Source organism: Pseudomonas sp. ITEM 17296, assembly GCF_028895205.1.
Classification (GTDB): Bacteria; Pseudomonadota; Gammaproteobacteria; order Pseudomonadales; family Pseudomonadaceae; genus Aquipseudomonas; species Aquipseudomonas kermanshahensis.
Genome location: NZ_WJRS01000019.1, coordinates 64,818 through 84,570, shown reverse-complemented (window position 1 = coordinate 84,570; position 19,753 = coordinate 64,818). Strand labels below are relative to the sequence as shown.

At 54.1% G+C, this 19,753-nt stretch carries 22 protein-coding genes and 2 pseudogenes; 11 read left to right on the top strand and 13 right to left on the bottom strand.

From position 1 onward, the window contains the following. Window positions 1-84: 84 nt before the first annotated feature. Complete coding sequence (locus GIB19_RS19805; RefSeq protein ID WP_027596591.1) at window positions 85-372, bottom strand: DUF3077 domain-containing protein; 288 nt, start codon at window positions 370-372, stop codon at window positions 85-87. 115 nt (window positions 373-487) lie between these two features. Further along, window positions 488-745, bottom strand: coding sequence for a hypothetical protein (locus GIB19_RS19800; RefSeq protein ID WP_265970315.1), 258 nt, complete (start codon window positions 743-745; stop codon window positions 488-490). A gap of 417 nt (window positions 746-1,162) precedes the next feature. Here GIB19_RS19800 and GIB19_RS19795 point away from each other — a divergent pair, with 417 nt between their 5' ends. The 7 genes from GIB19_RS19795 to GIB19_RS19765 all read left to right on the top strand — a co-directional run bounded on the left by GIB19_RS19795 (window position 1,163) and on the right by GIB19_RS19765 (window position 7,287). Continuing rightward, window positions 1,163-1,510, top strand: coding sequence for a metalloregulator ArsR/SmtB family transcription factor (locus tag GIB19_RS19795; protein WP_274887753.1), 348 nt, complete (start codon window positions 1,163-1,165; stop codon window positions 1,508-1,510). A 28-nt stretch (window positions 1,511-1,538) separates the two neighbouring features. Beyond that, entirely contained in the window at window positions 1,539-2,009 is a 471-nt protein-coding gene (locus GIB19_RS19790; protein WP_274887752.1) for an arsenate reductase ArsC, read from the top strand. Between the two features lie 9 nt (window positions 2,010-2,018). Further along, on the top strand, window positions 2,019-2,720 hold the full coding sequence (gene arsH / locus GIB19_RS19785) for an arsenical resistance protein ArsH (protein ID WP_027596595.1): 702 nt from the start codon (window positions 2,019-2,021) through the stop codon (window positions 2,718-2,720). Between the two features lie 213 nt (window positions 2,721-2,933). Further along, window positions 2,934-3,410 (top strand): acetyltransferase, encoded by a 477-nt coding sequence (locus GIB19_RS19780; protein ID WP_274887750.1) that lies wholly within the window; start codon window positions 2,934-2,936, stop codon window positions 3,408-3,410. 523 nt (window positions 3,411-3,933) lie between these two features. After that, window positions 3,934-4,167 (top strand): hypothetical protein, encoded by a 234-nt coding sequence (locus tag GIB19_RS19775; RefSeq protein WP_027596596.1) that lies wholly within the window; start codon window positions 3,934-3,936, stop codon window positions 4,165-4,167. A 313-nt stretch (window positions 4,168-4,480) separates the two neighbouring features. Then, the gene (locus tag GIB19_RS19770; protein WP_274887749.1) at window positions 4,481-4,996 is read left to right on the top strand and encodes a hypothetical protein; all 516 of its coding nucleotides are present in this window, start codon (window positions 4,481-4,483) and stop codon (window positions 4,994-4,996) included. A 1,235-nt stretch (window positions 4,997-6,231) separates the two neighbouring features. Then, a complete protein-coding gene (locus tag GIB19_RS19765; RefSeq protein WP_274887748.1) occupies window positions 6,232-7,287 on the top strand; it encodes a restriction endonuclease in 1,056 nt (351 codons plus the stop codon). A 166-nt stretch (window positions 7,288-7,453) separates the two neighbouring features. On the opposite strand, the gene GIB19_RS19760 is transcribed toward GIB19_RS19765, so the two are convergent. From GIB19_RS19760 to GIB19_RS19720, 9 genes are all read right to left on the bottom strand, one after another. Beyond that, entirely contained in the window at window positions 7,454-8,014 is a 561-nt protein-coding gene (locus GIB19_RS19760) for a Cap15 family cyclic dinucleotide receptor domain-containing protein (RefSeq protein WP_446731399.1), read from the bottom strand. A gap of 101 nt (window positions 8,015-8,115) precedes the next feature. Continuing rightward, window positions 8,116-8,991: a nucleotidyltransferase domain-containing protein gene (locus tag GIB19_RS19755; protein WP_274887746.1), complete on the bottom strand. Its 876-nt coding sequence runs from the start codon at window positions 8,989-8,991 to the stop codon at window positions 8,116-8,118. 473 nt (window positions 8,992-9,464) lie between these two features. Beyond that, window positions 9,465-10,316: a DUF4435 domain-containing protein gene (locus GIB19_RS19750; RefSeq protein ID WP_274887745.1), complete on the bottom strand. Its 852-nt coding sequence runs from the start codon at window positions 10,314-10,316 to the stop codon at window positions 9,465-9,467. Next, window positions 10,303-11,631, bottom strand: coding sequence for an AAA family ATPase (locus GIB19_RS19745; RefSeq protein ID WP_274887744.1), 1,329 nt, complete (start codon window positions 11,629-11,631; stop codon window positions 10,303-10,305). The genes GIB19_RS19750 and GIB19_RS19745 overlap by 14 nt, the downstream gene beginning before the upstream one ends. Before the next feature lie 224 nt (window positions 11,632-11,855). Continuing rightward, window positions 11,856-12,086, bottom strand: a complete 231-nt coding sequence (locus GIB19_RS19740) for a hypothetical protein (protein WP_274887742.1) — start codon at window positions 12,084-12,086, stop codon at window positions 11,856-11,858. Then, window positions 12,055-12,243 (bottom strand): hypothetical protein, encoded by a 189-nt coding sequence (locus tag GIB19_RS19735; RefSeq protein ID WP_274887741.1) that lies wholly within the window; start codon window positions 12,241-12,243, stop codon window positions 12,055-12,057. Before GIB19_RS19735 ends, GIB19_RS19740 begins: the two co-directional genes overlap by 32 nt. Before the next feature lie 105 nt (window positions 12,244-12,348). Then, window positions 12,349-13,143, bottom strand: a complete 795-nt coding sequence (locus GIB19_RS19730) for a DNA adenine methylase (protein WP_274887739.1) — start codon at window positions 13,141-13,143, stop codon at window positions 12,349-12,351. Next, a complete protein-coding gene (locus GIB19_RS19725; protein WP_274887737.1) occupies window positions 13,064-13,579 on the bottom strand; it encodes a hypothetical protein in 516 nt (171 codons plus the stop codon). Before GIB19_RS19725 ends, GIB19_RS19730 begins: the two co-directional genes overlap by 80 nt. A 37-nt stretch (window positions 13,580-13,616) precedes the next feature. Next, window positions 13,617-14,660, bottom strand: a complete 1,044-nt coding sequence (locus GIB19_RS19720) for a phage late control D family protein (RefSeq protein ID WP_274887736.1) — start codon at window positions 14,658-14,660, stop codon at window positions 13,617-13,619. A gap of 307 nt (window positions 14,661-14,967) precedes the next feature. Between GIB19_RS19720 and GIB19_RS19715 the strand changes: the two are divergent. After that, a pseudogene (locus tag GIB19_RS19715) lies at window positions 14,968-15,265 on the top strand (pyocin activator PrtN family protein). A gap of 57 nt (window positions 15,266-15,322) precedes the next feature. Here GIB19_RS19715 and GIB19_RS19710 read toward each other — a convergent pair. Beyond that, window positions 15,323-16,045 (bottom strand): hypothetical protein, encoded by a 723-nt coding sequence (locus tag GIB19_RS19710; RefSeq protein WP_274887735.1) that lies wholly within the window; start codon window positions 16,043-16,045, stop codon window positions 15,323-15,325. A gap of 9 nt (window positions 16,046-16,054) precedes the next feature. Then, window positions 16,055-17,169: pseudogene (locus GIB19_RS19705) on the bottom strand (tyrosine-type recombinase/integrase). Window positions 17,170-17,270: 101 nt separating this feature from the next. Between GIB19_RS19705 and dusA the strand changes: the two are divergent. From dusA to tal, 3 genes are all read left to right on the top strand, one after another. Then, window positions 17,271-18,281 (top strand): tRNA dihydrouridine(20/20a) synthase DusA, encoded by a 1,011-nt coding sequence (gene dusA, locus GIB19_RS19700; RefSeq protein WP_274887734.1) that lies wholly within the window; start codon window positions 17,271-17,273, stop codon window positions 18,279-18,281. A 25-nt stretch (window positions 18,282-18,306) separates the two neighbouring features. Further along, complete coding sequence (locus GIB19_RS19695; RefSeq protein ID WP_085274224.1) at window positions 18,307-18,567, top strand: hypothetical protein; 261 nt, start codon at window positions 18,307-18,309, stop codon at window positions 18,565-18,567. A 228-nt stretch (window positions 18,568-18,795) separates the two neighbouring features. Beyond that, window positions 18,796-19,722, top strand: a complete 927-nt coding sequence (tal, locus tag GIB19_RS19690) for a transaldolase (RefSeq protein WP_027596599.1) — start codon at window positions 18,796-18,798, stop codon at window positions 19,720-19,722. Window positions 19,723-19,753 lie beyond the last annotated feature (31 nt).

Here is a 19,753-nt window from a genome sequence, read left to right as displayed (position 1 = left end):
GACAATCCTCGCAAAGTGCCCTGCCGCTATCACCTTCGGAAAAGACCTTCATTGTTTACACCCTCACTGTTGAGCGCTGACGCATCAGCGGTGCTTGCGCATGCCCATGTGCGCATCGTCCATCAGCGCCTTGGCCATTTCGCAAAGAAAGTGCGAGGCCCACACCAGCACAGGTTCGTCGTCCATCACCCCGATGAACGAGGCTCGTCTTGAGCAGTCCATCAGCACCGACGCCTGCTCGATGGCATGGTCACAGCAGTTGCCGGGCTCTACGCGAAACAGGCGCTTGCCCTGTATCACGCCGTCCAGGCACGACGCTGAACCTATGGTCAAACCCAGCGTGCCGGTGCGTTCTGGTAATACCTTGTCCATTGCATATCTCCCTGCGCTGTCGCGCTGAAAACAACGTTCGCAAGCGCGTCGACGCCCGCTGTAGGAGCGGGCTTGCCCGCGAAGGGCTGCAAAGCAGCCCCGGCATCGGTGAACGTCAATGCAGCGTCTGCATGTGCGGCGTGGCCGTGAGTTGCACCTGCGCAACCGCCGATTCCAGCAATGTGCGCACCGCTTCCATTTCGTGCATGACGGCCAGGGTCATGATTGAGGCAGGCGACTTGGGGAGCGTGGAGACGGCGTGGTGGGCGACGGCCAAGGCGCAGAGTACGTACTCCGAGGCTTGGATCAGGGTGTCTTCGAGGTGATGGGGTGTATCGGGGGAGCACGGTGGGTCGGGGACGATCTTGAGCATGACAACCTCCAGACAAAAGCTAAGTCGGACCGGCGCCAAATCACTTGCAGATGAATAGGTGGCGGCTACGTGCGGGCCTGCAAGACCGGACTTGGAGGTCAATTGCCCGGCTGGCCCGAAGGCCACCCGCACGCAGCCACCATTGAACAAAGCCAACAGCAAACTGAGACCAATCCAAGCTACGGGCTTGCAGACCCGGTCGTTGAATATGCAACGACCCAGCGAGACTAGGGGGCTCAGCTTTCCATCGCAATGACGCAATGGCCTGCAAAGAGTTATTCAGAAACGCCCTACAAGGAAGAGCCAAAATCTGATCATTTCCGGTAGCTCTATATCAATTTCGTGCCGCATTTTCCCGCTTGCGCTAAACATATGGAAATCCGTATATTCGGTTATCCATATGTAAAGAGCACCTCCATGATCACCCCACCCGAGGTCTTCAAGAACCTGGCCGACGAGACCCGCGCTCGCGCCACCCTGCTCATCGCCAGCCTGGGCGAACTCTGCGTTTGCGAGCTGATGTGCGCGCTCGACGACAGCCAGCCGAAAATCAGCCGCCATCTCGCCCAACTGCGAAGCAGCGGCCTGCTGCTGGATCGCCGCCAAGGCCAATGGGTGTATTACCGCCTCAACCCAAACCTGCCCACGTGGGTGCACGACATGCTGCAGGTAACGTTGCAGGCCAATGCCACCTGGCTGCAGGCGAACACAGTACGCCTGCAGCACATGGCCGACCGCCCCGTCCGCGCAGCCGTCTGCTGCTGAAGCCGCCACCCCGCGAGAGAGCCTTCCAATGCAAGTCCTGTTCATGTGCACCGCCAACAGCTGCCGCAGCATCCTCAGCGAAGCGCTGTTCAATCACCTGGCACCGCCAGGCTTCGCAGCCGTCAGTGCCGGCAGTTTTCCCAAAGGCCAGGTGCTGCCGCGCAGCCTCACCACCCTGCAGCAGGCCGGCATTTCCACAGAAGGCCTGCGCAGCAAAGGTAACGATGCCTTCACCGCCAACCCGCCGGACATCGTCATCACCGTCTGCGACAAAGCCGCCGGTGAACCCTGCCCCGTGTACTTCGGCCCGGCCCTAAAAGCCCACTGGGGCCTGGAAGACCCTTCCGAGGTCGAGGGTGACGAGGCTGCGATTGACGCCGCATTCAACGCCACGCTGGCCATCATCGAGCGACGCTGCAACGCCCTCTTCGCCCTCCCCTTCAATACCCTCGGCCACGACGAGCTCCAGCGCGAGCTGGACCGCATCGGCACGCTTTAAGGAGGCCCCATGTCCGAGCAACTGCCCAACCTCGACCTGTCCCTGTTCGACGCAGCCCCGGCCGCGCCCCGTGCCAGCGAGCACAAACCGCGCATCCTGCTGTTGTACGGGTCGACCCGCGAACGCTCCTTCAGCCGCTTGCTGACTGAAGAGGCTGCCCGCCTTCTGCAGCATTTCGGTGCCGAGACGCGCATCTTCGATCCCTCCGGCCTGCCGTTGCCTGACGACGTGCCGGTAGAGCACCCCAAAGTGCAAGAACTGCGTGACCTGGTGCTGTGGTCCGAAGGCCAGGTCTGGTGCTCGCCCGAACGCCACGGCGCCCTGTCGGCCGTGTTCAAGGCGCAGATCGACTGGGTCCCCCTGGCCCTCGGCGCCGTACGCCCCACCCAAGGCAAGACCCTGGCCGTGATGCAAGTGTGCGGGGGTTCGCAGTCGTTCAACGTGGTCAACCAACTGCGCGTGCTGGGCCGTTGGATGCGCATGTTCACCATCCCCAACCAGTCCTCGGTGCCCAAGGCGTACCTGGAATTCGACGATGCCGGCCGCATGAAACCATCGCCCTACTACGACCGGGTGGTCGACGTGATGGAAGAGCTGGTGAAGTTCACCCTGTTGCTGCGCGACCGCACCGAGTTTTTGGTGGACCGCTATTCCGAGCGCAAAGAAAGCGCCGAGCAGCTTACGGCGCGGGTCAACCAACGTTCGATCTGAGTGATTACCGGGGACGGCGCGGCTTTGAAGCCGTCCCCGGCCCTTGACGCAACCTGCGGGTATCAGTACGTTTTCAGCCCCTTCCTTTTCGGCCCCCTCTGCAGTGCACCGCCCAGGCGTTAGTTCGCGAAGCGGGCATTCAAGATGCCGACACTTATACGGTCGCCTAATGGCGTGCCGCTACTCCGTTATCAAGTGAACAAGGTTGATTACATGATCATTCGTCAGGCCAACGCCGCAGACCATCCACTGCTACTCGACATCTGGCTGCGCGCCGTTCGCGCCACTCACCATTTTTTGCAGGCATCCGACATAGACGCGCTGCTGCCGCAGTTGCGCGATGTTTACCTCCCCGCTGTCGAGTTGTGGGTCGCGGTGGATGCTGAAGATTGCCCGTTAGGCTTCATCGGGCTGAATCAGGAGCATGTGGAAATGCTCTTTATCGACCCCGACCTGCGTGGGCGCGGCATTGGGCGCGCGCTGCTGGATTACGCACGCGGTTCGCGGCACACGCTGCGTGTGGATGTGAACGAGCAGAACCCCGAGGCTGTAGGGTTTTATCTGCATTATGGGTTTGTGCAGACGGGGCGCTCTGAGGTGGATGGTGAGGGGCGGCCGTTTCCGTTGTTGCATATGAGTTTGCCGAGTGGAAGGGCCGAGCTTGATGGGCAGTTGAGCTCGCGGAGCTAAGGCATCCGCCCCATGCCGTTTACTGGGCATCCCTAGCGCTCCAAAAGTATGATAGCCGTACTCCTTGACAGGCCTTCACTGTATGGGTAGGCCTTTATGAGTACGGCTATCATGCGTACTGCACAACATGACGGCCAGCCGAATCTACCTACTGACAAACACTTGAATTACCCTGCTGCAAATGTACATAGGCAACACCTATGAGAAACAGCATCATGCCTACAACCACTGAGACTTTATACGTTGCAAAACTGCAAAACCTGATCGTAAAACAACCAAGTCTGCAAAAGAACTCATTCGCAAGACACCAACCATTTCCGACCTTGATATGATCTCTTTCATTCTCGCCTCCACGTTCGCAAAAGTTGAAGTGAAGATGAATACTTACGATTGAGCTTTCCGAGACAGCCTTTGCGAGGGTTCACGCGCTGAGCGAGGAAAGCGAAGCATCTCCTACGACCCATGAAATCTAGACAAACTATTCAGAAGTAGAAATGACAATCCAAAACTCATCTACGCGCAAATGAACCTGAATGAAGCTCTGGAGGAGGTAAAGCTACATGCCACGGGCATTTTCGACGATACTGAAAATCTGGCTGCATTCATGACCATAGACTTTGCATCACTGAACAATGCGTGCCTGCAGTACTTATCGAAGAAGAACCAGCCCCCACATCTTGCGGGTGCCCAGGTGATCATGACCGCGGTGGGTGAGGCAAATCCAGGGACAGGGTTGGGCACTGACATTATGCTCTAATTTTTTGAAAAGGCTGTGACTGTGCCCGCATACATTCGGGTTAACCACGCTTGATGATGCGGGTGCAGATGGTTGCAAATCGATGTATATTTAGTTCATGGGCGTGATTGCTGCAAGTTTCAGTGACTGCTAACCCCGATTGAACGAAATTAGGCTAAGCTGAGCGATCTCCCAAAGGCTGGTAGCTGGTTGCTCAAACCCTACATAGTCGAACACAGCAACCCGCCAGAGCAGGTCCTTAAAAATGGTTAATTCGGTACAACTCGAGCTCATAGACGCGATAAATACTGCACGATCACCAATTGGAGCATTCATGCTTGGAATAGCAGGATATGCAGACCCTAACTCTCAACTAGCCAAACGAGCACACAACATAGTCATCCCTACTAAAGCCAGCCCATCACTACACACTGACAGAATCGGAAGAATCAATAGCCCCCTGGCTTACCATCTACCGCTAAAACCATCTATGGAGCACATAAAGAAAAACCCTAACAAAAATATTGAATTCTTGACCCTACCTATTAAGGCTGCAATCCTTCATGTAGGTGACGCCTTTTCTCGCTTTGGATATTTAAACAAAGCGCCTGAGCTTGAGTTCCTTAGGCACATTAGGAACGCCATCGCCCACGGGAACCGCTTCAATATAAAAACAGAACTAAAAAAAGCAGCTCAGTTCGACTCATATACGATTACTAAGTCCCTGAACGGCACAAAACTTTTGGCCGACGGAACTGAAGATGGTTTTTTGTACGCAGGGGATGCGTTAGCGCTCTTTGACTATCTGGAAGCTCGCCTTTCGGAAAATTACTATTTACTTCCAGACTAAAAACCGGAAATGAAATCAAGTAGATATGGTGTATTGGGGGCTCTACAGCCCATCGCAGGCATCAGCTACTAAGGGTCAGCGCAGGCCTTGAGATTTAAGTAGATCATCTGTTTGAGCAGATCCGAGGCATTACGTGAGGAGCCGTTAGATAACCGAAGCTTGCTGCATGGCTCGCGGCTGTCACATGACGTGATTTGAATGAGCGCTTATCGCTATATTCGACCAACGCCATCAGATCTATCAGAGCAAGATTGCTGCGATATGCGCGCTCAGGGTTGAGAGGGGTGTTGCCTGTATTGGGGCTGCTTCACAGCCCGTCGCAGGCAAGCCAGCTCCTACAGGTGCGGCGTAGGCTTTGAGATTTACGTTGCCGACACTGGTGCTGGGTGCCAGCGATGGTCCTTAGCGTCGAGAGGAATAGGGGCTTCGATGGCCGAACCTGGCTGGGAGGTAGCGCGATATCGAGTATCGCTATGATGCAGTGTGATCACGTCGGGCCAGTCTCGGTGAGGCGGTCTAAATGAGTGCCCATGGCTCACCGCGGTTGAGGTATGGAGGCCTCATGTCGCGCCAATAGCATCCGAAGAACCTGTTTCCGGACGAACCGCGATTTCTCTTGGTAAACTAGCTACCTTCCCTCCTCAAGCGAACATGGCCTGTGTAACAGGCTTAACAATCCGCCAGTGTGTGCACTGCTCGTTGCCACGGGAATTTGCTACACGTCGCCGCCCGGTTGCTAAATCGCAGCCACCGCTTGCTGAAATCGCCCTGAAAACCCCGAATCCGGTACGAAACACGTTGAACGAAATGACTGCAAAATCAGGCTCTAACCCAGTAGCGACAAGGCCTGAGCCGTCGCGCCGGTTCTCCGTAGCACCCATGATGGATTGGACATGCACTCCCTGTACGCCTTGATTTGCCTGATCTATAGAAGACGGCATTCGGCCATGTACCATTTTTGTACCACTTTGCCTCTTGCTCTCACACGTCAGGTCGCCCCCTTTCGATCAATAGCTGGCGCTTAAAACTTTTGACAGCCCGGTGGACAGTTCATCCTGGATGATGCTGCACTAGCTAAAAGCCAACGTATTCGTAGGAGAGGTAAATTGGTGATGATGGACAACCCAATGATTCTAGAGGACGCCGTTCATCAGCTGATAGCTCAGATCACTACCATTACAACAGAGTGGGCTACGCGCCATGGAATTTGGTATGACGCTTGCCTAGTCGACCCCATGTCTCACTACGACGATGAACCTTTCATTGGCGGTCCGTTGCTGCTGCTGTGCGCGGAGGGAGAGATAAACACCGTTCTCGAGTGGGACCACAAAGAGGCGCAGGAGCTTCGTCAGGAGCTTGAAGAGGTCGGTGTTTACTTAGAGTTTGAAGAATCCTGCACTTCGGGGTTCTACTTCACCGATGACGAATGTGAGCTGGTTCAGGCGGCCTATCGGGTAGCACGCTGGAAATGGATATGTCGACTTGTGGAGGCTGATACGGCGGACGTCAGTGGCGACCTATATGCTCATTTCGCGGCTAATGCCCAAGATTTTCATCGTCTTGGTCATCGCGAGTTTGAGACATTAATCAGCAGTATCTTTTCCGCGCGTGGATGGAAGACAGAACTAGGCCCCGGCTCCGGGGATAAAGGAGTAGACCTGCGTATCTGGCAACGAGATCCGATTGGAGACCTGCTTACGCTGGTGCAAGTGAAACGTTACGCCCCAAATAACCCCATTGGGTTGGAAGCGGTTGCAGCGCTCTCGGCCCACGTCGACCGACATCAGGCTAGTCGAGGCTTATTCATAACCTCCTCACGCTATCTGCCAGGGGTTCGTGACTTTGCTCAAAAGGCTGGTTCAAGACTCGTCCTTGCAGACAGCACCAACCTGACTCAGTGGTGCGAAGAGTCTGCCCAAGAAATGTTAATGGCCCGTAATCGAGCCGCAGCAGAGCAAGAGCTAGTGCCTTTGCTTCAAAGTATTCGGAATCGAGGAGTTGATCCTCGCTTGGTAGTCGGTGATCGGAAGTACCCGTGTTTTTGTGTTGTATTGCGTGAATCGCGGACCTCCGCACTGCTCGCACGAATACCGAGCATTCGCACTGCTGGCGATGTTCAAGCGGGACAGGTGATGCCGGTTTGGGATATCGGCGCTGACACTTCAGAACACCGTGAAGCGGTGTTCCGTGCTACACGGAGTGAACAAAATGGCAGGGTAAGCTACTGGGGACAGCGGACACTGTTCTCTACTTGGAATGGACTACCTGTAGGCTTTTCTCATTGGGATTGATATAAAGTGATGAGTGGCTTTAACCTGCCCCACCACTGACACCCAAACTTTACCAAGCGCTGTAGACCGATCTCTGCCCTTATCGACATGCAGAGCCCAGCCCCCCTTCGGGAGGGCGACCAACGACCAAAAGCTGGCGCATGGACAGAGAAAAACTATCCCATAGTTAACGTCGATTTTCATCTTCTGTCACGGGATGCTCACCCAACTCCTCTGGAAGCTCATCCAATAGCTCACTCGAGTGAAACTGAAGAGCAATTTCACCTTTTGTTAATCTTTCAGTCCAGTATTTACCCACTAACTTTTGCTTTGGCTTTTCAACAACCTGGAATACTGCCGCTCCATCATGAGGAACACTTCTCTTACTCAAACTTATTCTAGGCTTACTACTATATATATACGCTAGATTTTTGATCTGTCGATCAGGATCAATAAGAAACCCCTCAGAATACGAAGAGCTTTCCATTTCACTCGTACGCATCATGCAGCTAATGTGGAAGAAGGACTGCTTTACAGTCAGCAATACTGGTATAGGCGGTGATTTTGCCCCCGACTCTGGGTTTTCCCAATCTGAATATATAAAGCCCACCCAACTTCCATTCAAATCCGGAAATGGAACAAGCCATCCTCTGAAAATTTTAAACTTCCACCCCCACTTAACAAATACTGCTACCACCAAAAGATCAACGCTCACGACCTTAGGAATCAGGCCAAAAAAATCTTGCATCTTTGATAAGTCTAGCTTGCTAAAATAGGCTATCGCAAACCAAGCTACCGCGGAGGTTCCTACCAGTAGGTACAGCGAGCTTTTAAGAGTAACATTTCGCATTATTTGAACTCAAGGTAGTTCCAGGCTGCTTGCGAGAAATCTCGGCCATCTGCACGAGTCCATTTTTGTCCTGGGTGGAATAAAAAAAAGCATTCATTCACCTCTACCCAGCGCCCGGACTCCGGCTCGTCCCCCTGAAGGCTACTCCAGATATAAACAAGCATGGCTCTTAGGCACTCTGTCCATGTTGCATGAGCAAACGCAGCGTCAGGGCAATTATAGGCAAGGCACTCCATAAAGAAGGATGGCAACTCTCGAAAACTCCCATTTTTTGCCATCGCATTTTCGATTCGCTTTAAAAGCCGCGCTCCTTTTTTATAGGCACTCCCAGTACGCTTATTCTTAGCTATGCCATTCGACAATTGCTGGGCCGGGTAGTTAACAATGCTACTACCATCCGTTTTGAATATTTTAGTTCCATCTCTCACTTCATTGATCATGTGGTATCTAAAGCTAAAACATGGAACCACATCAGCATCAACGCGCGCTGAGTTAGAGTTTATCTGTATTGCGGTAGACCCCGTGGAGTCCACTTGACCTGGAAACTTAGCTTTCATAGCAGCAAGGAGCTCGGCTCTAAGCTTTGCAGGGGTCCAAATTCCCTCATAAGGCTTGCCAGGCGTATGAATTCCTTTTTCAGCCTCATCCCAATATAAGAGATCCGTACATTCCACAGCTATATCGACATCACTATCAGATCGCACATTTGTATTGTTGGCGTAAGATCCTTTCGCATAAACCTTAAGCGAGCAGTTGCTGAATGGCTCGTGTGAATTGATTGCTTGGCGAATCATTCGTTCCGCTCTATCCTGCTTTTCCTGCTCGGTGCCACTCGACGGACCAGTCCATCCTACCAATATATCTTCCAGGCTCATTGCTTATCGTCCCTTGAAAAGGCAAACAATATATAGATCGCATGTAAAGCATAATTATTATGCCGAATGTGTCGCAAACGCTTTTGTCCATACGCAAATTCTTTAGGGTCAATAGAGTCGCGGATCAAGGACCCTACTCCATGAAGGGCACACTCCCCTGAGCCATTACTTCAAGCATACGTTTCTTTTGCTGGCCTACCATCTCCCTACTATAGCCGGTTCGGCGGCGAAGTCGGGCAGGGATTTGAACCCGCCCAACCTTCTCAATAGGCCGTTATGGGCCAGCAAAACCGGCTATTCTGCCGTCAGCGAATGGCCTACTCAGACACAACACGCCCTAGAATTTGCCCTGAGTCTGCCCTAAGAATTTTCAGACCTAAAGCATTGTCTTGGATGACAAAGCCTGAATCACAGCTGACACGCTTGAGCTTTTGCTTCTAAACCAAGTATCGATCAGAGCGGCGCTGGAACCCTCACAAATTTTGATATTTATATGGAGTGTCAATTCCACGGGATACATGCCAGGAGTTGACTTCGGTATAAATTTTTGACCTGGCGAAATCCGCATCACTTAATGACTGCCTCAATACGGGTTCAATTATGGCTGCCCCTACTGGTCGACCATCGCCAAATACGGATTTCAGTCCGCCACACAAGATATCAATTGCATCATGCCCTCGCACATAATACCAGTCATTGACGAGTGGAAGTTTCTGCATTTCCCCGATTAAAGTTTCGACCGTTTCACACACTCCCAATTGAACCGCTCGTGCCAAAGCCGATTCTTGGTCGTAACTCCAGTCATCCCGAAAGAACGCTATGGGCTTAAATTTTTTCAAGCAGACCCGCTTATTAAGATAGTTTACAGCTCTAATTTTCCCAAAGAACAGAGCACGCTGTATCACAGCATCAATGATCGATGTCCCATTCGCCACAAAACTCTCAACCAATGCAGGTCGTGCGTACTCAGCTAATACGCACGCGATACTGTTAGTTCTCAGCATTAGTCCTTCAAGGTCTCGAGGCTCAGTTGAAATAACGTTTTCTGGAGGCTGGTAATCAACAAGCCAATCATAGTCATTATCGACGATGCCAAGGATATTAGCCTGGGAAAATTTTTGCTCCGAGTTGAAAATATTCATGGCCCGGATGAGCTTATATTTCCCAGTAGCATCTATTAAGCACAACCCGCTCTTGAGTCGAGGTCTAAAAAACTTAATATCTGTCACACCCTCAAGTAGCCAAAATGTACTTTCTGGATCAACAGATAAAGTCATCAATACTTCGGCTACGATATCTCCGGGCTCTCTTTCAGTAATCATCATGATCACCAATTTCGTCAAGCGATTCCATAAGCTCGTAAAAATCGCCAACAATAAATGGAGAGTGCGTTGCAATCAATGCATCAAAACCAATCAAATCTCGGATCCGCTTGAGATCCTGGATGAAACTTTTTTGCCACTTAACATGAAGGGAAATCTCAGGCTCATCTATGAGTAATAGTGAGTTTGGAGTGGTCTTAAATAGCAATTCATACATCATAACTATTTCGTGCTGCTCGCCTGAAGATAAGGACGAGAGCGGAATACTACCACCCGCCTCACTGACAATGGATAGTCCGCGTTCCTTGTTTATCATAAGCCGTTTGTGCGCTAGCTTCACTCTGAGCAGGTCGGAGAGCATAAAGCACTTCTGTGCAAGTGCGCTAAAAACACTCAGTTTTGATTCGCTATCTTGGACAAACAAGCTCATCGTTTCGATTTTACCAGCGGAGAGAGACTTAACGTCAGACGGGAAAGACGGCCCCTCAATAGTAGCAAGCAAACCAAGTGCACTTAACCAGTTTTGGTACGCTTCGAGATTCTTCAACCGCTCGCTTACTAAATCGGCACTCAGAAACTCGTGATCTCCTGCTATGAGCCTATGCGGAAAAGACTGATCAAGTGTCTGGGATCGCTTGGCGTATTCAGCGCTTACAGTCTCGATTTGTCCGATCATATCCGCAGCACACAAGTCCACGGTCAATTTTGAATTCTCTCCACTTCGCACAGCCAGCCGATAGGTATCAACAAGCTTTACATTCAATTCTCTACGAACCTTCTCAAAGAATGCTGATCTTGTTTTTGCTTTTCGTTTACGGCTTTTAGCAGGAAGAAATTTATGAGAGAGATCCCACACGTCTACCGGCTCGCCACTGTTCTCGTCAAACCACAATCCAGGCCTAATCTCTCTAAGCCACGGCCTAGATGCTGCCATCGCTTTGGCAACTGATAGCAACTCAGGATCAATAGATGAGATCGTATCTATGTGAAAGCCATCGGGATTGAAAAAGGAAATCTCTAGCGGAGCATTGAGGAGGGATTGATCGTTTTTTTCCGAATATTCACTATTTGAATTTCGAGAAATAGAAACTTTAACATCGCTGGCAAGCGCGATATGCATAGTTCTAAATGGGATGTTTGCCAATGCATCAATATCCCATTCCAAAAGATATTTCAGGCATTTAAGGACTGCGGTTTTACCAACCCCATTTGCACCATGGATGATGGTAATTCCGCCATCCCTAAGTGAAACTCTATGATTGTAGATACCATAAAGCCTTGAAATGAAAATTTCTTTGATTTTTACAGATTCGCCCATGACTACTCCCTTAGCAAGAAAGTAATCATGACACAGCTACTGGCCATGGGCTATTGTCTACACCCGCCTCTCGTCGTCTCTTCTCACCGACCAAGTTCGTTCCCTTGATCTATTGGCAGGGCTTACGGTTGCTGATCGTCAGGGTCGATAGGGGTCAGCCATGCCAGAGGCCCCACTCAGTCTGCGAGAGCGATCAGCGAATTTGATGGGACAGGTAGCCAGCCTCAGAACTCGACGCTAAGCCCCTCTAAACCGACGTCCTCGGCAAACTTCACCAGGGTATCCAGCTTCGCCCAGGTCTTCACCTGGTCGCGCTTGGAGCGCACAGGGATCAGCCGCGCCGTGGGGCCACCGACGCGAATGCTCAGCGTCTGCTGGCTGCGGTCGTCTTCCCAGCGGCCGGCCACCGCGTCCAGGGCGGGCTTACCAAGTTGGCTTGGGCTTGACCGGCTCACCGTCCTGAGTCCAGCCAAGGGTATATAGCGGCCATGGCGAGCCATCTTCGGTGGTGCCAGGCGTCATGCCGAGGTAAACCCAACCCATTTGCAGGTAGGCGTTTACTTCTTCCTGGTGACGCGCATGTTTGATCTGTTTGACGCTGCTCTCTGCCACGGGTAGTGCTCCTTGCTTGAGTGATAGCACAGTGTAATCAAATCCTGAGAAGAGTCGAGTCGCCCTCGATGGGAGAGTGAATCGGCTCAGAACTGACCTGTTCATTTAGAACAAACCGCCAAGCGAGGAAGGCTGCCAGTTCATGATTACCAATTCGCCGGTCACCTCGGCTTTGCACTGCCGCTGATTGGTGGTGCTGTAGCGGATGTCCAGCCACTCAAAGTGGAATCCGTCGAATACTCGTCGGATATCCGGGTGGTCATTGATGCTGACCATCACCCTGCCCTTGCAGCGGCGCATGAAGTCAGCCATGCGCTCGTACTCCGCGAACGGGAAATCCAGGCCATAACCAGCGGTCTGCCAATACGGTGGATCCATGTAGAAGAAGGTGTGCGCCCGGTCGTAGCGCTCGGCACAGTCGAGCCAGGACAGATTCTCGACGTAGATACCGGCAAGGCGCTGCCACGCGGCCGACAGGTTCTCCTCGATGCGCAACAAGTTGATGGCCGGTCCGGTGGTCGCAGTACCGAACGTCTGCCCAGTGACCTTGCCACCGAACGCATGCTGCTGCAGGTAGAAGAACCGAGCTGCACGCTGAATATCGGTCAGAGTTTCAGGGCGCGTCATCTTCTGCCATTCAAAAATCTGCCTAGAGCTGAGTGCCCATTTGAACTGGCGCACGAACTCCTCCAGGTGATTCTGCACAACACGGTAGAGGGTGACCAGGTCACCGTTGAGATCGTTCAACACCTCCACCGGGGCGGGCTGAGGACGCATGAAGAACAGCGCGGCACCGCCGGCGAAGACTTCGACGTAGCATTCATGTGGGGGAAAGAGAGGGATTAAGCGGTCGGCCAGGCGGCGTTTGCCACCCATCCAGGGGATAATTGGAGAGGTCATAGGTATGCAAGTCTTTACTGTATGGATAAACAGGTTTTAGGCTCACCGCGCTTTGTGCACAAGGCAGAGGCCACGGCTGGACTTGCAGGAAGGGTCTGCGGGTTCGGCGGGCCGGGCTGGATGTTGACGCATCCTCCTGGCTCGCCTCTTTACGGCCACAGTACCGCTGACCATCGCCGTCAGCCGCCGGGGTGTTGCCGAGGCGCTCCGCCAGACGCCCGGTGTCGTACCTGGCCAGATAAGCATCGTTACCGAGCTCGCGCACATACTGCAGCTGCCCAGACTCATGGCCGACTTGTGCGAGGAACGCAGCCATACGCCGAGGGGTGATGATCGAGTACTTGCCCATTGTTGCGTTGAGGCCGGGAACAAAAACGCCGGCTTTTCGGCCGGCGTTGGGGAAGATCTGTTGCAGCTGTTGAACTGAGATAGCCATTGGTCTCTCCAGTGATGGCCGTATGCGGCCATAGGGGTTAGAGCTGCTCAACCTTGAGCGGCTTGTCGTCTTTCTTTTTCTTGCCCGAGGCCTTGGCCTTGCCCTTCTTGCCGCCGTTGCACTCCACGGTCGTGGTCCATCCACTGGCCGTGAACACTTGCTCCACGCTTTCCACCAGGTACTCGCCATCGAGCCCGACCTTGAACCCCTGGGCATTCACCGAGCACTCCGCGAACAGGTCGTGCCGGCCCGCCATCTCCAGGCGCACGCCGGCGGTGCTGCGGTTGAACGCGGCCAGCCGCGCCTTGGCAGCCTGCCGGGCAGCAGTCTCGTTGGGGTAGATATGGCGGTCGGTGTGAACGGGGGGCAGGCCATCCGGCGATTCGTCGTTGTCGAGCTGAACCACCTTCAAAGCGCCGGTCTTCTGATCCTGGTGCTGGGTTTTCACTGCTTTCTGCGTGCTGCGGTCGCTCAGCCGGAACTGATAGCGGGACACGTCCGTCTTGTTGACGGTGATGACCTGCAGTGACTTGCCCGAAGTGCTCTTCCCACCCTGCCGGGGCATCACCAGCAGCTTGCCTTGGGCAACCTTGGCAGTGCTGTCGTACTGCCGCGCCAGGCGCGTGACGAAGTTGAAGTCCGACTCGTTGCGCTGATCGATCCGCTCGACCTTCATCGTGACCGGGCAAACCACCTCCCAGCCGTTGCGCTTGGCAATTTCAGAGACGATCTCAGACAGCGGCACATTCTCCCAACTGCCGCTACGGATGGTCTTACCGCTGCCACGCATGTCGCTGGCCTTGCCGCGAATGGTCAGCTGATCAGGCGGACCGGATAACTGAACCTCGTCCACGGTGTAGGCGCCCATGCGTTTGAGTGGCTCGCCCTCGTAACCCAGCATGACCTCCACCACCCCTCCCCGCGCTGGCAGCGCCACTGCCTGGTCGCGGTCGTCAATACGCAGCTCAAATTCGTCCGACTCCATGCCAGGCTTGTCCGAGATCCGCAGCGGCAGAAGGCGGTCATTGATCAGCGCGGTAATGTCCTTGCGATCCGCGATGATTCGATACGTTGGTTTCATGCAGACTCCAGATACAAGAAACCCCGCACTGGGCGGGGCTTCGCTTGAGTAACACCGGGTCAGTCGAACAGCTGCAGTAGCTCAACAGCCGGCGCTGACAGATCGGGCAGCAATATGAACAGGCCGGCGCGGTATCCGCTGTGACCAACCCACCGACCACCCGGGCGCCACAGGGCATGCAACCAATGCTTAGCTCCACCATGTCTTTTATCTGCAACATCTGTCGCAACGCTCGCTTGAAAATAAGGCGCCTGTACAGTGGCTACACACTTGGGCTAGAGGCAGCCTGGAAAGCCCGAGAAAATGTATGCGGGCACTAGGAGGAAAACTCATAAATACCAAGTTCATACTGATGGCGCAGCACAACGGACTAGCAATAATTCCTATCGAAAAAATATGCTCCGATTACTTTACCCATCTAACTTCAGAAATTCTTCTTCGGAAGGTGCTCGCAGGACAGATAAAACCCCGCCACGCGACTAGAGCACAGTCAAAAAAGCGCCAGAAGAATACACATTACCGATTTCGCACTATATCTAGACACTCAAAGAGAAAGCACCAAGAAAAAATGCCTGCAAATTAACAAACCTCTGAAAGCCAACTAATGACAGCGAGCGGGCGACCAGCACCATGGTCGCCCGCCTTCCACATTGCATTGGAGGTCACAACATGGAGCCCGTTTTAATTAGATACTTAGGCTCGATTTTGTCTTGGTAAACCTGATGCAGGGTTTCTAACACCAGACGTCCAAACGGTGTAACCTCATAGGTAACATCAATGTAAGATTCAACCTTACTTGGATCTAACATTACCGTCTGGCGCGTAGCCGTCTTGATCGATCTCTTGCATACCCTGAAGTTGACCAGGATGTCACCCAGTGCATGCTCAAAGCTGTGAGGATTTTGGTAGCCGTGCATGAAGAGGAATAGATCCAAGTTATCTATCCTCTCAAAAACGCGAGCTATCTCCCTGAAATTTTGTTCACGAATCTCTCTTCGAACCAAACGCTTGAATACACCAGCAAGCATAATCGCCTTCTGTTCATTCTCTAAGCGATCCATCAATTCAATAAGGTCGGTCACAAATTCTTCCGCCTCACCGGCGCTTTCAAACTCATCATCAAATTTTTTCAAATCATCGTCAGTCAATTCTGAAATATTCGAATGAAAAACCTCTACACGCTTCAAAAACCTACTGCGTTTATATTTATTTCGAAACTCCCACGCGCCTACAAACGATCGCACTACCGGGACGCTTTTCAAAAGCTCCGAATCCGTTAACATATCAACAGCTGCCTCAGCATAATCAATACCCGGCATTGATTCAAAAAAACTTCGGACCGCCCCTTTCGACTTACTAACCTTTTTATCTTTTGAGTCGTTCATTTCCATCTCCTAACCTACCCTGACACCAAAGACCACACTTGAGCTTATGATTTTGCTCAGCCAGCTCCAGCCTTTATACCTGTCTCCGCACCCACGCAAATGGGTGTACCCTCGCAACGAGTTCCAATCGCGGTGCCCAGATACGATTGGGACCCTTGGGATGTCCCAGTCCATCTCAAACAACCGGCTCACCCCTCATTACGCAAATCATGGAAGTATAAATCCTCGATACCGGTAATCTTGCACGCTTTGGACCAGGCCGTTCCAATTGAGTCAGTGTTATACGGGAACATCTCCGGGCACTCACGTGGCATGCTCTGCACAATAATCCAAGCCTCATCGGAAGTAACACCACACATCATTGCCAAGCTTCTGGCCAGGATTTTTCATATCCCGCACTTTGACAGCCTGCTGATGCTCGTCCAGATCCTCCAACCGAATGCGGGTAATCTCGTCCATCCGCCGCGTTGAATAAATAGCGATCGCCACTACCTTCGGCATATGGATCACGCTGTGTCGGCGCTGCAGCATCTTGAAGAAATGGTCCAGCACCTTCTCCAGCTCATCCAACGTAGGCCGCCGATCTCTTTCCCGGCTGCGCATGTTGTAACCGAACTTTTTCAAGACGAGCCGTGCATCAGGCATCGCCTGCGGATCAATCTCATACCCCCTGCCACCCTGGCCAACGACAGCACCGAATCTAGGTGCGCCAGGTCATTGCCGGCCGTCTGTGGTTTGATCCCTCCCCCTTCTGGACTTATGCGCCAGAGGGCATAGTCCACCAGCACCTGCTGACTGATGTCGGAGTCGACCTTTCCCCAGATAGCTTTCTTGATGGCGTTAAGCGTACGTCGCTTCATCTCGCCCAACGGCCGGGCTTTCTCTGCCTCCACCAGATAACGGTCGATCATCTGCTTGACCGTGTGCCCTACCCGGGCGGCGCGCTCAATAGCACCTGGTTCAGCTAACTCGGTTTCCCGTCGCTTCGCCCAGACCACCGCCGCCTGTTTGCGGGCGAACGTTTGGCTCTCTTGGTAGACTGTCACCTTGTCGCGATTAGTGCGGATCTGAACGAGGTAGCTAGTGCTGCCATCGGCCTTTTTACGCGTTCTGATCGTTACCATCTGAGATTGGTACACGTCGTCTGTCGATTGGTACATTGCACCGAGCGCTTGACAAAAACGCCCCAAAAACCCCGAATCCGGTACGAAACACGTTGAACGAAATGACCGCAAAATCAGGCTCTAAGCCAGAAACCACGCGCCCTGAGCCGTCACGCCGCTTCAGCGTTGCACCGATGATGGACTGGACAGACCGCCACTGCCGCTTCTTCCTGCGCCTGCTCTCCAAGCACACCCTGCTCTACACCGAAATGGTCACCACCGGCGCCCTACTCCACAACGACGCCCACCGTTTCCTGCGCCACGACGTGTCCGAGCACCCGCTGGCCCTGCAACTGGGCGGCAGCGTGCCGGCCGACCTGGCCGCCTGCGCGCGCCTGGCCGAGGAGGCGGGCTACGACGAGGTCAACCTTAACGTCGGCTGCCCGAGCGACCGGGTGCAGAACAACATGATCGGTGCGTGCCTGATGGCCCACCCGGCGCTGGTGGCGGATTGCGTCAAGGCAATGCGCGATGCGGTGTCGACGCCGGTGACGGTGAAGCACCGTATCGGCATCAATGGCCGTGACAGCTATGCCGAACTGTGCGATTTCGTCGGCCAGGTGCGCGAAGCTGGGTGCCGGAGTTTTACCGTGCATGCGCGGATTGCGATTCTTGAAGGGCTGTCGCCCAAGGAGAACCGTGAGGTGCCACCTTTGCGCTACGACGTGGCGGCGCAGCTGAAAGCGGACTTCCCGGACCTTGAGATCGTGCTTAACGGCGGGATCAAGACGCTGGCGGAATGCCAGGCGCACCTTGAAACGTTCGATGGGGTGATGCTGGGGCGTGAGGCGTATCACAACCCTTACCTGCTGGCCGAGGTGGACCAGCAGTTGTTTGGCAGCGAGGCGCCGGTGGTCAGCCGCAGTGAGGCGCTGGCGTTGTTGCGGCCTTATATCGTGGCGCACATCGAAAGCGGTGGGGCCATGCATCACGTCACCCGGCATATTCTGGGGCTGGCCCAGGGCTTCAAGGGGGCGCGGCGATTCCGGCAGCTGTTGTCGGCGGATATTCACAAGGCGCCAGAGCCGTTGGTGGTGTTTGATCAGGCAGCGGAGTTGATGCAGGGTCATTGATGAATGAACCAGGGATGGATTGGCAATGAAGAAAAGGCGCACGCGTTCGCAGGGCAGCTTGGGCGTGGCAGTGGCGATCTTTGCCCCGGTGGGCATCATTCTGGCGGTCGCCTCGCAATACCCGACGATGATCGAGCGCAGGGTTGAGGCGAGAAAGGCGCAGGCGCGTGCGGCACAGCCGGCGCCTCGCCCTGCGGGGACCACGCTGGAAATCATCATGCCCGACGGCAAACGGCTCCAGGAAGGGCAATCGGGCACCTTGGGCGAAGCCCTGAAAAGCAGGTAGTCGGCAGCCTTGGGAACCTCGGGGCTGTGGGTGAATCGAATCATCACCTTGCGTAGAACTTCAGGGGCTTGCCTGCTGTGTTGGGCTGAGACCTTGGGGCTGTTGCGCAACCCCATTCGCGACGCATGGCCGCGCCCACACGCGGTTTGCCCGAGCGGCTTCGACGGGCCTTGAGCGGCCGCCGGGGCTCGGGTAATGTCGAGTCATTGCACAGGACAGAGCACGCCCATGACCTCCAAGCTGGAACAACTCAAGCAGTTCACCACCGTGGTCGCCGACACCGGGGACCTGGACGCCATCACCCGCCTGAAACCGGTCGATGCCACCACCAACCCGTCGCTGCTGCTCAAAGCCGCCGCCATCCCCGGCTATGCCGACCTGCTCAAGCAGGTAAAAGGTGATGCCAAGGGCGATGTGGACCTGGCCTGCGACAAGTTCGCGGTCGCGGTCGGTTCTGGGATCCTCAAAGTCATCCCTGGCCGTATCTCCACCGAAGTGGATGCGCGCTTGTCGTTCGATGAGCCGGCCCTGCTGGCCAAGGCCCGCCAGTTGATCGCGCTGTACGACGCCGCCGGGGTCAGTAAAGACCGCGTGCTGATCAAGCTGGCCTCGACCTGGGAAGGCATCCGCGCCGCCGAGAAGCTGGAGAAGGAAGGCATCCAGACCAACCTGACCCTGCTGTTCTCCTTCGCCCAGGCCCAAGCCTGCGCCGATGCCGGGGTGTTTCTGATCTCGCCGTTCGTGGGCCGTATCTACGACTGGTACAAGAAGAGCACTGGCAAGGAATACGTCGGTGCCGAGGACCCGGGTGTGCAGTCGGTCACGCGCATCTACGACTACTACAAGACCAATGGCTACAACACGGTGGTCATGGGTGCCAGCTTCCGCAACATCGGCCAAATCGAGCAACTGGCAGGCTGCGACCGCCTGACCATCAGCCCCGAACTGCTGCAGCAGTTGAGCGATGACCAAGGCGAACTGCCGCGCGTGCTCAAGCCGGGCAACACGGGCGAAGCTAAGCAAGTATTGAGCGAGAGCCAGTTCCGCTGGGCGATGAACGAAGATGCCATGGGCACCGAGAAGCTGGCCGAGGGTATTCGCCAGTTCGCGCGGGATCAGGAGAAGCTGGAGAAGTTGATGGCTGAAAAGGCCTGATACATTTTGGGTTTGCCTGACGGGCGGGAAA